Source organism: Streptomyces sp. SJL17-4, assembly GCF_036826855.1.
Lineage (GTDB): Bacteria > Actinomycetota > Actinomycetes > Streptomycetales > Streptomycetaceae > Streptomyces.
In genome coordinates, this window is sequence record NZ_CP104578.1 from 7808835 (window position 1) to 7822129 (window position 13295).

A 13295-nucleotide genomic window follows, 5' to 3' on the forward strand; every position below is an offset into this window, starting at 1 on the left:
TGGCAGGGGCGAGACCGCGACCGCGGACTGAGGCGGGTGAGGCCGGATGACGACACCGTCGGAGCGTGCCGAACGAGGCAGGGCGGCCCGCAAGCGGGTGTCACGGTCCTCCCACGGCCGCTGGATACCCAGCGCGCAGCGCCCCGATCCCGTCGGCGTGCTCGAACGTCAGGCGCAGGACCGGCTGCCCGAGCTCGCGCCCCTCCGGTACGGCCGGATGGCGGCCTCCCCCTTCGCCTTCCTCCGCGGCGCCGCCGCCGTCATGGCCGCCGACCTCGCCGCCCAGCACCACACCGGACTCACCGTCCAGCTCTGCGGCGACGCCCACCTCCTCAACTTCGGGGTCTACGCCTCACCCGAACGGACGCTCCTGTTCGATGTGAACGACTTCGACGAGACGCTCCCCGGCCCCTTCGAGTGGGACGTGAAGCGGCTCGCCGCCAGCGTCACCGTCGCCGCCCTCCAGAACGGCAGCAGCAAGACCAAGGCCCGCCGAGCGGCGCTCGTCTCCGTGGAGTCGTACAGGAACGCCATGCGCCGCCTCGCCGACCTGGGGGAACTCGCCGTCTGGTACGAGCGGATCGCCGCCGACGACCTCGTCCCCCTGGTCCGCCGCGACGAACGCGCCCGATTCGAGAACCGGCTCGCCCGCGCCCGCCGGCGCACCAGCCTCCACGCGCTCGCCAAGCTCACCGAGACCGACGCGACCGGGGTCCGGCACATCGTCGACGACCCGCCGCTCCTCGAACGGACCACGGACCTCGACCGGGTCACCCTCGGCAAGATCTTCAACGACTACCGCAGCTCGCTCGCCGAGGAACGGCGCGTCCTCCTCGACCGCTACCGCTTCGTCGAAGCCGCCCGCAAGGTCGTCGGGGTCGGCAGCGTCGGCACCCGCTGCTTCGTCCTCCTCCTCGAAGGCCGGGACGACGGCGACCCGCTCATCCTCCAGATCAAGGAGGCCGGCCGCTCGGTCCTCGAGCCGTACCTCCAGCCGAGCGCGTACGACCACCAGGGGCATCGCGTCGTCTCCGGGCAGCGTCTCATCCAGGCCGCCAGCGACATCTTCCTCGGCTGGATGACCGGGCCCGAGCAACGCCACTTCTACTGGCGTCAGCTCCGCGACATGAAGGGCTCCGCCGAGGTCGAGACCATGTCCCCGGCCATGCTGCGGGACTACGCACGGCTCTGCGGCCGGGCCCTGGCCCGCGCTCACGCCCGCTCCGGCGACCGCATCGCGATCGCGGCCTACCTCGGCGGTTCCGACGGCTTCGACCGCGCCGTCGCCGACTTCGCCCTCGCCTACGCGGGCCAGAACGCCGACGACTACGCGGCACTCGGCGGGGCCATCGCCGCGGGGATGGTGGTGGCGGCGCCGGGCGTGTGAGGAGGAGCGTGCCGAGGGGGCCACAGGCGACGCGCCGATGGCCGGGCCGAGCTGGTGGCCGGGCAGGGCCGAGCCGGGCCGGGCCGGGCCGAGGCGGTGGCCGGGCCGAGCTCCACGGCTGCGGCCCGACCCCGGGAGCCGGGTCCTACGCGTCGCGGCGCAGCGGCGGTCCCGACGGCGTCTCGGCGACCCCGCCGAAGAGCACCGCCCGCGCCACGGAGGGGGCGAAAAGGCTCGTCAACGGGGCGGTCAGGGTCATCGCCGCACGGAACGCCGCCCCCACGGCCGGATCACCCGCGGACCGCTCCACCACCCGGCCCAGGTACCAGCCGACGGCCCGGTCCATCGGACCCGGCCGGGCCGCGTCACCGGTCGCGCCCGGCATCTTCTTGTCGGCGCCCGCCGAGATGTCCCAGGCCTGCCGGGAGGCGTCGAGCAGCGCCCGCTGCACCGCACGGGTCGTCGGGGTGCGCTTCGGGTCGGCGAGCGCCCGGCGCAGCGCGAGCGCGCTGAGCGCGGCGACGGCCATGCCCTGCCCGTAGATGGGATTGAACGCGCAGAGCGCGTCGCCGGTCGCGAGGAAGCCGGCCGGGCGGCGGCCCGGACGGTCGTACCGGCGCCGGATGTTGGCGGTCCTGCGGAAGCCGTACACCGGGGACACCGGCTCGGCCCGCGCCAGCCAGTCGCTGATCACCGGATGCGGCAGCCGCTTCGCGTACTCCTCGAACGCGCCCTCCTCCGTGGGTGGTTCGTCGCCGCGCAGCCCCGAGAGGGTCACCAGGTGGTGCCCGTCTCCGAGGGGCAGCACCACGCCGCCGTACACCTGGGCGGGGTGCGGCACGATGTAGTAGCCCGTCGCGTCGGTGTCCACGTCCTCGGCCGCGCGGTACACCCGGGTGCCGTACGCCAGACCCGTGTCCAGCGTCTCCTCGTGCGGGGCCTCCGCGCCGATCCCCGCCAGCCAGTCGGCGGCCTTCGTGGACCGCCCGGAGGCGTCCACCACGAGATCCGCGGCGAGCGTACGGGGCTCCTTGTCGGCCCCCGCGCCCCGCTCGCGCAGCCGCACGCCCCTGACCCGGGAGGAGTCGCCGGTCAGGCCCACGGTCTCGGTGCCCTCGACCAGCTCGATGCGCGGATCGGCCAGCACCCGCTGCCGCACCAGCCACTCCAGCTGGGGGCGCGGGCCGGTGTAGTGATGGGTGGTGGAGGCGGTACGGCGGAACCACTTGCCGTTCTGCCACTGGATCATGTCGCCTGGCGCACCCACCGTGGGCGCCCCCAGCGCGCTCAGCTCGTCCATGAACCCCGGGAGCAGTTCGTCGAGCGCCCGCTGCCCGCCGGCGATCAGGACGTGCAGATGCCTGCCCTGCGGGACGCCCGCGCGCGCCTCCGGCCCCTCGGGCAGCCGGTCGCGTTCGACGACCGTCACCCGCTCCGCGTGCTCGGCCAGCACCCGAGCGGCCAGCAGCCCTGCGAGACTTCCCCCGATGACCACCGCGTGACGTGTCGCGCGGTGCCCCAAGTCGTCGGCCATACCCGCCCTTTCGTGTCGTCGGACTCCAACGACCCAGTATCCACGCGGGGACGTCCCGAGAGGCGCCCCCGCCGCGCGGTTTCGGCCGCCCGGGTCACGGCCGGGGTGACGCCATGGCCCGTCCGGAGGATCCCGCCCCGGACGTCACTCCGTCCCGAGTTCCACCAGCGCGCCCCTCAGCCACTCCACCCAGAAGCGTTCCATCTCGATCCCGCCCCGCAGGACGAGGTGGCGCAGCCGGTCGGGCTCCGACACGCGCCGGTCCGGTGGGAAGTCACGGGTCTCGATCGCCAGGTACTCGTCCAACTGCTCCTGGTGCAGCGCGAGATGACGGGTCAGCTCGGCACGCAGACCCGAGGCGCCGACCACCGCGGCCGCCCGCATCCGGAGCAGCAGGGCGGCCCGCATCGGTTTCGGGTCCTCGGACCTCGCCACCCAGGTGCCGAGCTCCTCGCGGCCCGCGGGCAGCACCTCGTACTCCTTGCGCTGTCCCCGTACCGGCACCGGGGCGGGCAGGGCACGGATGTGCCCCGCCTGCTCCAGCCTGCCCAGCTCGCGATAGATCTGCTGGTGCGTGGCCGACCAGAAGTAGCCGATCGACTTGTCGAAGCGGCGCGTCAGTTCGAGGCCGGAGGACGGCTTCTCGAGCAGCGCGGTGAGGATCGCGTGCGGGAGGGACATGAGCGCATCCTAGGAGTGGCCGGCCACGGTGATCACAGGGTGGCCGCGAGACGGGTGCCCTGGTCGATGGCCCGCTTGGCGTCCAGCTCGGCGGCCACGTCGGCGCCGCCGATCAGGTGCGCCACGCGACCCGCCGCGACCAGCTCCTCGTACAGGTCCCGGCGCGGCTCCTGGCCGGCGCAGAGCACGACCGTGTCGACGGGCAGCAGCTGCTGCTCGCCGCCGATGGTGACGTGCAGGCCCTCGTCGTCGATCCGGTCGTACGACACGCCCGCGACCATCGCGACGCCCCGGTGCTTGAGCTCGGTGCGGTGGATCCACCCCGTGGTCTTGCCGAGACCCGCGCCGACCTTGGACTCCTTGCGCTGGAGCAGGTGCACCTGGCGCGGCGGCGCGCCGCGCTCGGGGGCGCGCAGTCCGCCCCGGTTCTCGTACGAGGTGTCGACGCCCCACTGGCGGAAGTACGTCTCGGGGTCCTGGCTCGCGCCCTCCCCGCCGTCCGTCAGGAACTCCGCGACGTCGAAACCGATGCCGCCCGCGCCGATGATCGCGACCCGCTCGCCGACGGGCGCGCCGTCCCGCAGCACGTCCAGGTAGCTGAGGACGCTCGGGTGGTCCTCGCCGGCGATGCCGGGGGTGCGGGGGGAGACGCCGGTGGCGACGACGACCTCGTCGAAGTCGCCCAGGTCGGACGAGGAGACCGGGGTGTTCAGGCGTACGTCGACCCCGCGCTCGGCGAGCTGCACGCGGAAGTAGCGCAGCGTCTCGTCGAACTCCTCCTTGCCGGGGACCTTCTTGGCGATGTTCAGCTGACCGCCGATCTCGGCGGCCGCGTCGAACAGGGTCACGGAGTGGCCGCGCTCGGCCGCCGACACGGCGCAGGAGAGTCCGGCCGGGCCCGCGCCGACGACGGCGATCCGCTTGGCACGACGCGTGGGGGAGAGGACCAGCTCGGTCTCGTGGCAGGCGCGCGGGTTGACCAGGCAGGACGTGATCTTCAGATTGAAGGTGTGGTCCAGGCAGGCCTGGTTGCAGCCGATGCAGGTGTTGATCGTGTCGGCGCGGTCGGCCGTGGCCTTGGCGACGAACTCCGGGTCGGCGAGGAAGGGACGGGCCAGCGAGACCAGGTCGGCGCGACCGTCGGCGAGGATCTCCTCGGCGACCTCGGGGGTGTTGATGCGGTTGCTGGTGACCAGCGGTACGGAGACCGCGCCCATCAGCTTCTTCGTCACCCAGGTGTAGGCGCCGCGCGGCACGGAGGTCGCGATGGTGGGGATGCGCGCCTCGTGCCAGCCGATACCGGTGTTGATGATGGTGGCCCCGGCGGCCTCGATCTCCTTGGCGAGCCGGACGACCTCCTCCAGGGTGGAGCCGCCGGGCACGAGGTCCAGCATGGAGAGGCGGTAGACGAGGATGAAGTCCTCGCCGACCCGCTCGCGGATCCGGCGGACGATCTCCAGCGGGAAGCGGACGCGGTTCTCGTAGGAGCCGCCCCAGCGGTCGGTGCGCTGGTTGGTCGCGGCGGCGATGAACTCGTTGATGAGATAGCCCTCGGAGCCCATCACCTCGACGCCGTCGTACCCGGCCTCCTTGGCGAGCTCGGCGCAGCGGGCGTAGTCCTCGACGGTCTGCTCGACCTCGGCGTCCGTCAGCTCGTTCGGCACGAAGGGGCTGATGGGGGCCTTGAGGGCGCTGGGCGCGACGAGCGCGGGGTGGTACGCGTACCGGCCGAAGTGCAGGATCTGCATCGCGATCCGGCCACCTTCGGCGTGCACGGCGTCGGTGATCAGCCGGTGCTCGGCGACCTCGTCCGCGGTGGTGAGCTTGGCACCGCCGTCCCAGGGGCGACCGGCGTCGTTGGGCGCGATGCCGCCGGTGACGATGAGGCCCACGCCACCGCGGGCCCGCTCGGCGTAGAAGGCGGCCATGCGCTCGAAGCCGTGCTCGGTCTCTTCGAGGCCGACGTGCATCGATCCCATGATCACCCGGTTGGGCAGGGTGGTGAACCCGAGGTCGAGCGGGCTCAGCAGGTGCGGGTACGGGGTCATGCGGGCGCCTCCTCGCGCAGGATCGTCGCCCTCAGTTCTAGGGGACCCCCTCCCTTTGTGCAACTAGTTGCAGAAGATTCCGGACGTGATGTCTACTACTCAGTAGCCAATCGTGAGGCTGTCGCCGCCGCTCCGAGCCACGCGTCCAGCTCCTCCGGCGTCCGCGGCTCGGCCGCCCCCGCGGCGAGCAGACCGTGGGTGCGGAGCAAGCGGCCGACCGCCGTCCCCCAGGGGCGGCGCAGCCGGGCCTCGTCGAGCAGCGCGTCGTCCGCGAGGAGCTCGGCGACCGGACCGGTCCGCAGCCCGGACGGGGCGAGCACCGCCGCCTCGTCCGCCCAGCGCAACGCCAGATCCACGTCGTGCGTGGCCATCAGCACCGTCGTGCCGGCCTCCCGAAGCCGCTGGAGCGCGTCGAGCAGCCGCTCCTGCCCGTGCGGATCGAGACCCGCCGTCGGCTCGTCCATGATCAGGACACGGGGCCGCATCGCCACCGCGCCCGCGATCGCCGCCCGCTTGCGCTGCCCGTACGACAGCAGATGCGTCGGCCGGTCCGCGAGCGCCGTGATGTCCAGCGCCTCCAGTGCCTCACGGACCCGCCGCCGCACCTCGTCCTCGGGCAGTCCGAGGTTCATCGGACCGAACGACACGTCCTGGTCCACCGACGCGGCGAACAGCTGGTCGTCGGGGTCCTGCACCACCAGCTGCACGGTCGTCCGCAGCCGGGTCAGCCCCTTCCGGTCGTACGCGACCTCCGTACCGTCCAGGCGCAGCGACCCGCTCACGCACCGCAGCCCGCCGCTGAGCAGCCGCAGCAGGGTCGTCTTGCCGCTGCCGTTGCGGCCGAGCAGCGCGACCGCCCGCCCCTCCGCGACGGCGAAGTCCACGCCGGACAGGACCGGGGGCCCGTCCTCGTAGGCGAAGCCGGCTTTCACCAGTTCCACGACAGGGGTCGGAGACGTCACGGAAGGAGCCTTTCCAGTACGAGGGTGAGGGCGACGAGTCCGGCGAGCAGGACGCCCGTGCCGGCGAGGAACGGGCGGGACACCGCACACGCGGGCACCAGGACCCGCAGCGTCCCGTCGTACCCCCGCCCGGCGAGCCCCGACTGCAGGCGCTGCGCCCGGTCGAAGGCCCGTACGAACGTGGTCGCACCGAGGCCCGCGAGTGAACGCCAGGTCGCGGCCCGCGTGGTGTGCCCGAGCCGGGCCGCCTGCGCCTGCCGGATCTTGGACATCGCGTCGAGCAGCAGGAAGATGATCCGGTACATCACCAGCGCCACGTCCACCACGGGCGCCGGCACCCCCGCCCGTACCAGCCGGGGCAGAACGTCGGACACCGGCGTCGTGAACGCGAAGAGCAGCACCCCGAGCGAGGCCGAAGCCGTCCGCAGCAGCAACTCGCCCGCGTGCGTCGGACCGTCCGGCGCGAGGGCGACGAGCCCCCGGGTACCGCCCACCTCGAAGAGCAGCGGAATCGCGCCCGTGACACAGAACCCGAGCGGGATGCGGAACGCCCGCCACAGCGCCCGGCCCGGCACACCGGCCGGACCGAGCAGCACCGTGAGCGTGGTCGCCGCGACGAGGACCGCACCCGGCCACGGCGGCAGAGCCACCGCGCACAGGGTGAGACCGAAGCCGAGAAGCGCCTTCTCGGCGGGATGGCGGCGGCGCCAGCGACTGCTGTGCGCCGCCGCGTCGATCGGCAGCATCGGTGGCTACGCGCCCGGCCCGCCGGCGGACCCGCCGCCGAGGGACGGCCCGGTGCCGGTGCGGGAGCCGGTGCTGGTGCCGCTCTCGGACTCCGCGGTCCTGGCCTCGGCAGCCCCTGCGGCATCCGCTCCGGCGCCGTGCGCCTCGGCTGCCTCGGCCGCCTCGGCCCGCGCCGCCCCCTGTCGACGGCCGCGCCGCAGACCGAAGTAGTACGCGAGGACACCGGCGCCGAGGGCCGCCTGAAGGGCGAACAGCGCCGACTCGATCTCCCCGGACGGCGGCTCGTAGAGCGGGCTGAACCACGGCTCGTAGTCCGGCTGGAGCTCGGTGATCGCGGTCTCCGCCTCCGCGTCGGCCCCCGTGAAGGGTTCTTCCTTGTGGTCGCCGAGCCCCAGTGCGAGCGGCAGGACCGCGAGCGCGGCGACGACGAGCAGCAGCAGGGCGTTGATCTTCGCGTTCCGGCTCATCACGCGGTCGCCTCCTCGCGTCGCTCCGACGTGCGCCCGGCGAGGACGCCGAGCCGGATCAGGTCGCCCTTGCTCGACTGGGTGAGCAGGCGCATCACAAGCACGGTGAGCAGACCCTCGCTCACCGCGAGCGGAATCTGCGTGACGGCGAAGATCCCGCCGAACTTGGCGAGCGCGCCGGGGATGCCGCTGCCCGGGTCGGGGAAGGCGAGCGCCAGCTGGACGCTGGTCACGCAGTAGGTGGACAGGTCGGCGACGAACGCGCCGAAGAAGACGGCGACCATCAGCGGCGCACCGAACCGGCGCAGCAGCACGTAGGTCCCGAACCCCGCCCAGGGCCCGACGATCGCCATCGAGAAGGCGTTCGCGCCGAGTGTGGTCAGCCCGCCGTGGGCGAGCAGCAGGGCCTGGAAGAGCAGGGTGATCGTCCCCAGGACCGCCATGATCGGCGGCCGGAACAGGATCGCGCCCAGGCCCGTACCGGTCGGATGCGAGCAACTGCCCGTCACGGAGGGCAGTTTGAGTGCCGACAGGACGAACGTGAAGGCGCCGGCAGCGCCGAGCAACAGGGTGGACTCAGGATTCGACCGCACCTCGCGGGTCAGCGCGCGGACCCCGTGGACGACGAACGGCGCGGACGCGACACTCCAGGCGGCCGCGTGCACAGGGGGCAGATACCCCTCGGCAATATGCATGGTTGGGAGACCCTCTCCAGCACCTCGTGGATGGACAACGCACCCTGGCCGGTCTCCTGGCTGACGGTCATTCCGTCCGACTCCGCCTTCCCACACCACGGCGGTCTCCCGACGTGGTCCAGTGGCTTCCCCGAGGGTGTTCCCCGCGGGGGTGGAGCCGGACCTCCCGATCACAGTGGCGAGGGCCGCACCGGTACTGCACCGGTTTCCCGTACACCAAGGCTCTGCGACATTAGTGTGTTGACCTGCTGGATCACAACACGCCCGCCACCCGGTGGGGCCCCTCGCTCACTCCCCGCAGTCGCCCGGGGCGACTCGGAGCCGAGCTCGGGGCCTCTCCCTCGGGTACTCCCTCGGTCACTCCTTGCGGTAGTCGTACGCCTCCGACGCGGCCGCCGCCACGGCGTCGAGGTCCCCGCCCGCGCTCGCGGTGACCAGGGCGGCGACCGCGCCCTCGACGAACGGCGCGTCCACGAGTCGAGAGCCGTCGGGCAGTTCGTCACCCTCGGCGAGGAGGGCCTTCACGGTGAGCACCGCGCTCCCCAGATCGACGAGGATCGCCACACCGGCGCCCTGGTCGACGCCCTTCGCCGCGCCGGAGATCAGCTCGGAGCTCGTCCCGAGGCCACCGTCGGGGGTTCCCCCGGCCGGGAGGATCGGGGCGAGGTCACCGCCGCCGGCGAGCCCCCGGGCCAGCTCGGCCACGGCGGCCGCGACGGCGGCGCTGTGCGAGACGAGCACGATGCCGACGGAACGGGAGCCGACCGCACCGGAGCCGACCGCAGCGGAGCCGGAGCCGGTCTCCGTCCCCGTCCCCGCTCCTGTCCCCGCTCCCGTCCCCGTCCCGCCACTCATGACGCCCCCTCGGCGCTCGACGTCTCCGTGCGCGCGGTCTCGTCGAGCGCGGCGAACAGCAGCGCCGAGGACGTGGCCCCCGGATCCTGGTGCCCCACCGACCGCTCGCCCAGATAGCTGGCCCTGCCCTTGCGCGCCCGCAGGGGTACGGTCGCCAGGGCGCCGTCCTCGGCCGCCGTGCGGGCCGCGCCGAACGAGTCCCGCAGCCCCTCCACGGCCGGCATGAGCGCGTCGAGCATCGTCTTGTCGCCCGCCTGCGCGCCGCCCAGCTGGGACACGGCGGCCACGCCGGAGCCGAGCGCCTCCGCCAACTGTTCCCGGGTGACGCGCTCGTCGTCGCCCAGGGTCTTGCCGGTACGACGGAGCAGTGTGCCGTACAACGGCCCCGAAGCGCCCCCCACGGTGGAGATCAGCTGTCGCCCGGCGACGGTGAGCACCGCGCCCGGCGTCGCGGGCGGGTCCTTGGCCAGGGTCTCGGTCACGGCGGCGAACCCGCGCTTGAGATTGGCGCCGTGGTCGGCGTCGCCGATGGCCGAATCGAGCTCGGTGAGCCGGTCCGCCTCCCGGTCGACGGCCTCCGCCACAGCGGCCAGCCAGCGCACCAGGAAGTCGGCCTCGAAGGTCTGCGTCATGTCGGTCCCCTGTTCCTTCGTCCGTCTCACCGGCCCCAGCGCAGCGCGGGCGTCTCCACGGGCGCGTCCCAGAGGCGCAGGAGCTCCTCGTCCACCTCGCACAGGGTGACCGAGCAGCCGGCCATGTCGAGCGAGGTCACGTAGTTCCCGACGAGGGTCCGGGCCACCGGCACCCCCCGCTCGCCCAGGACGCGCTGCACCTCGGCGTTGAACCCGTACAGCTCGAGGAGCGGGGTCGCACCCATCCCGTTCACCAGGGCGATGACCGGCCCGGAGGGGCGGAGGTCCTCGACGACGGCGTCGACGGCGAAGTCCGCGATCTCCCGGGAGGTCATCATCGGGCGCCGCTCCCGGCCCGGTTCGCCGTGGATGCCGATGCCCAGCTCCAGCTCGCCCTCCGGGAGGTCGAAGGTGGGGCTGCCCTTGGCGGGGGTGGTGCACGCGCTCAGGGCGACGCCGAAGGAGCGGCAGCGCTCGTTGACCCGGCGGGCGATCGCCTCCACGCGCCCCAGGGGCGCGCCCTCCTCGGCTGCGGCGCCCGCGATCTTCTCCACGAAGAGCGTGCCGCCGGTGCCGCGCCGCCCGGCCGTGTAGAGGCTGTCCGTGACGGCGACGTCGTCGTCGACCAGGACCTTGGCGACCTGGACGCCCTCGTCCTCGGCGAGCTCCGCCGCCATCTCGAAGTTCAGCACGTCACCGGTGTAGTTCTTGACGACGAACAACACCCCGGCGCCACTGTCGACGGCGGCGGCGGCCCGCACCATCTGATCGGGCACCGGCGAGGTGAACACCTCGCCGGGGCAGGCGGCCGCCAGCATCCCCGGCCCCACGAACCCCCCGTGCAAGGGCTCGTGCCCGGAGCCGCCGCCGGACACCAGCGCGACCTTCCCGGCCACGGGCGCGTCCCGCCGTATCACGACCCGCCGCTCCACGTCGACGGTGAGCTCGGGATGAGCGGCGGCCATCCCGCGCAGCGCGTCGGCGACGACGGTCTCGGGGACGTTGATCAGCATCCTCACGGATACCTCCTGGGGAGACTAGCAGGCATGTGACTGAGCAGGCTTTTCGCAGGTCAGGGCAGGTGAGGCTAGTTATTGATCTTGGCGGTGCGCGGCGACGGGGGCGGTCTGGCGCGGTACTGATGCTGACCTGTTGCTGCTGACTTTCCTGACCGCCCGTCAGAGGCGGCTGACCTGCGCGCTCTGTGCACTTGTGCATGATGGAGCAATTATCGGCGCGGGGGCGCGGTCGCGCACCGGTGCGTCGCGGGTGGAAGCGGCCGGTTCCGTGCCGACCGGCTTCGTGCGGTGCCTCAGGCTTCGGTGGCCACCGACCGGATGGCGAGTGTCCGTGTGGGGAACCGTTCGCCTGGGCCGCGAGCCCGGTGGCGCGCAAGGTGCGCCGGTTGCTTGCGCTGCCCGCCTGGTTCGATGCCGCGGACCACGACGGAAGGTGGGAACGCTGGCTGGGCGGCGCCGAGACCCTCGATGCCGCGTTCGCCGAACTGCTCGTTGCGGCACGGCACAGGCCAGAGCGGGCAACGGAGCTGGTGCGCCCCCACATCGGCACCACACCTGAGTGGCGACAGCGTCTCCTCACGCTCATGGAGTGGTCCCTCACCCCAGGCCTTGTCGACCTGGCTGTCGACCTGATCCAGAGCGGACAAGCCGACGAGGCACGCGGACCCCTGGCGAACAACAGCGACTTCTGGCCCTTGCTCTACGGCCTCTCCGAGACCGCCCCCGTTCCGGCAGCCAGGCTCGTCGGCGCCTACCTCGATCGGGCATGGACCCAGGAGCTCCCAGCCGGCCCAAGCAAGCTATTCGGGAGTGAGTACCTTTCTGCCCACTCTCAGACCGCCTCCGCCGTCCTGTCCCGGATCGCCGAGGCCGCGCCCAAGCCGTACGTGGACAACATCCTGCCCTTCGTACTCCGCACCGCCGAATCCGACGATGCCTCCGATGAGCGGTCAGGCAATCGGTGGTTGTATCGACAATGGGGCGGCAGCAGTGTCGGTGCCGAGCTGCTCTCGTCCCTCGACACCGCCTTGCGTGCCCTGCCCGCCGCCGACCCGGCCGCCGCGGTCGACGCCCTGACGAGACTGAGGGGATCGGCAACGGAGATCGCACGCTTCCTGGCCTGCCGCCTGTACACCGTCCTGGGGGCGGCTGACGAGGCGCTCGACTGGCTCTGCAGCGACCAGCGAAACCTCGTCTGGGCTGGGTGGACAGTTCCCGCTGGGCGTCTCGTGAACTCGTCGCGGCCGCCACGGCCGACTGCACCTCAACGTACACAACGCGCACACGACCCAGCGACTCCTCATCGGAGCTCTGGCCCGAGACCCCTCGCGATTCGCCCCCCACCTTGACGCGGCCCTCCGTGGTCCACGGCAGACGATGGAGCTCGCAGGACAGATCTGGGCCGTGGCGACGCTCCAAGGAATTGCCACACCGGGCTTGCCCACCACGGTGCTGCAGCTGGGCCCAATGGCCCGCCGTGGCGCGGCCACGATCTTCGCCGACAACCCCGACCACTACCCACGTCTCCTGCCTCTGCTCGACGATGAGGACGAAGAGGTCCGCAACAACGCATCGGCCGTAATGAGGCACGCCTTCGACCTGCTTCCCTCCCAGGCCGACGAGCTTGTCCAGGCGTTCATCGCCAGCAAGGCTTCCCCCGGCAACCTGGGGGAACTGGCCTTCGCCCTCCACGACCCGACCGGCGCCCTCCCGCTGGCGGCGTTGGACGCATGCGAGCACATCGTGGGCCAGGCGGGCGCCGATCTGGCCGACATCCGAACCCGTCATGCAGCTTACGGCCGCTACGTGGTGACGGCGGTCTTGCGGCTGTACCGCCAGAGCCCGCCCTCCATGCGCAGCCGCTGTCTGGACATCATCGACGCCCTCTCCCGGGCCGAGGTCCCAGGTCTCCACGCGGCGCTGGAAGGTGAACGCTGACCTCATGGCCACGTGATTGCTTGGCTGACGCCCACATCTGGGAATGGCCACCGCTTGCTCTTTCTGCCCGCTGCCGCCGAGGGCTCGGGGACCCTGTGCCCTCCACAGATTCCCCTTCGGCATAGGCTGCGCACTTTGTTCAGGTCCAAGATCTGACTAGTTGGCGTCGCTGCAGGTCAGGGGCATAATGTGCCCACCTCAGGTCAGCAAACGGTCAGCATGCTCATCAGACGTGTCCCGCTTGCTCTTGCGGTTCGTCGACCCCCGCCCGGGTATCTCTGGTCGGCAGGAGTGGGCGGAGCCCGTGACCGGAGCCCCCTGCTTGGGTGG

The 13295-nt window shown here is 72.4% G+C and carries 13 protein-coding genes and 1 riboswitch; of the genes, 3 read left to right on the forward strand and 10 right to left on the reverse strand.

Translation table 11 applies throughout. From position 1 onward, the window contains the following. Nucleotides 1-46: 46 nt before the first annotated feature. Nucleotides 47-1387, forward strand: coding sequence for a DUF2252 domain-containing protein (locus N5875_RS35080; protein ID WP_338498327.1), 1341 nt, complete (start codon nt 47-49; stop codon nt 1385-1387). Nucleotides 1388-1532: 145 nt separating this feature from the next. Here N5875_RS35080 and N5875_RS35085 read toward each other — a convergent pair whose 3' ends face one another. The 10 genes from N5875_RS35085 to dhaK all read right to left on the reverse strand — a co-directional run bounded on the left by N5875_RS35085 (nt 1533) and on the right by dhaK (nt 11027). Further along, the gene (locus N5875_RS35085) at nt 1533-2921 is read right to left on the reverse strand and encodes an FAD-dependent monooxygenase (protein WP_318211522.1); all 1389 of its coding nucleotides are present in this window, start codon (nt 2919-2921) and stop codon (nt 1533-1535) included. A gap of 144 nt (nt 2922-3065) precedes the next feature. Continuing rightward, on the reverse strand, nt 3066-3602 hold the full coding sequence (locus N5875_RS35090) for a PadR family transcriptional regulator (RefSeq protein ID WP_318211524.1): 537 nt from the start codon (nt 3600-3602) through the stop codon (nt 3066-3068). Nucleotides 3603-3634: 32 nt separating this feature from the next. Next, nucleotides 3635-5650: an NADPH-dependent 2,4-dienoyl-CoA reductase gene (locus N5875_RS35095; protein WP_338498328.1), complete on the reverse strand. Its 2016-nt coding sequence runs from the start codon at nt 5648-5650 to the stop codon at nt 3635-3637. A 95-nt stretch (nt 5651-5745) separates the two neighbouring features. Continuing rightward, nucleotides 5746-6612 carry an ATP-binding cassette domain-containing protein gene (locus N5875_RS35100; protein ID WP_318211526.1) on the reverse strand — a complete coding sequence of 289 codons (867 nt, stop codon included), beginning with the start codon at nt 6610-6612 and terminating at the stop codon, nt 5746-5748. After that, nucleotides 6609-7358, reverse strand: coding sequence for a cobalt ECF transporter T component CbiQ (gene cbiQ / locus N5875_RS35105; protein WP_318211527.1), 750 nt, complete (start codon nt 7356-7358; stop codon nt 6609-6611). The genes N5875_RS35100 and cbiQ overlap by 4 nt, the downstream gene beginning before the upstream one ends. Nucleotides 7359-7364: 6 nt before the next feature. Beyond that, entirely contained in the window at nt 7365-7826 is a 462-nt protein-coding gene (locus N5875_RS35110) for an energy-coupling factor ABC transporter substrate-binding protein (protein ID WP_338498330.1), read from the reverse strand. Further along, complete coding sequence (locus tag N5875_RS35115) at nt 7826-8521, reverse strand: energy-coupling factor ABC transporter permease (protein ID WP_318211529.1); 696 nt, start codon at nt 8519-8521, stop codon at nt 7826-7828. The genes N5875_RS35110 and N5875_RS35115 overlap by 1 nt, the downstream gene beginning before the upstream one ends. 28 nt (nt 8522-8549) lie before the next feature. Further along, nucleotides 8550-8757, reverse strand: a riboswitch (cobalamin riboswitch). Nucleotides 8758-8878: 121 nt separating this feature from the next. Beyond that, complete coding sequence (locus N5875_RS35120; RefSeq protein WP_338498333.1) at nt 8879-9376, reverse strand: PTS fructose transporter subunit IIA; 498 nt, start codon at nt 9374-9376, stop codon at nt 8879-8881. Further along, a complete protein-coding gene (dhaL, locus tag N5875_RS35125) occupies nt 9373-10008 on the reverse strand; it encodes a dihydroxyacetone kinase subunit DhaL (protein ID WP_318211531.1) in 636 nt (211 codons plus the stop codon). Before dhaL ends, N5875_RS35120 begins: the two co-directional genes overlap by 4 nt. Nucleotides 10009-10034: 26 nt before the next feature. Further along, entirely contained in the window at nt 10035-11027 is a 993-nt protein-coding gene (gene dhaK / locus N5875_RS35130; RefSeq protein WP_318211532.1) for a dihydroxyacetone kinase subunit DhaK, read from the reverse strand. 386 nt (nt 11028-11413) lie between these two features. Between dhaK and N5875_RS35135 the strand changes: the two genes are divergently transcribed. Both N5875_RS35135 and N5875_RS35140 read left to right on the forward strand, forming a co-directional pair. Beyond that, on the forward strand, nt 11414-12376 hold the full coding sequence (locus tag N5875_RS35135) for a hypothetical protein (protein WP_338498336.1): 963 nt from the start codon (nt 11414-11416) through the stop codon (nt 12374-12376). A 28-nt stretch (nt 12377-12404) separates the two neighbouring features. Continuing rightward, nucleotides 12405-12965 (forward strand): hypothetical protein, encoded by a 561-nt coding sequence (locus tag N5875_RS35140; protein ID WP_338498337.1) that lies wholly within the window; start codon nt 12405-12407, stop codon nt 12963-12965. Nucleotides 12966-13295: the final 330 nt, after the last annotated feature.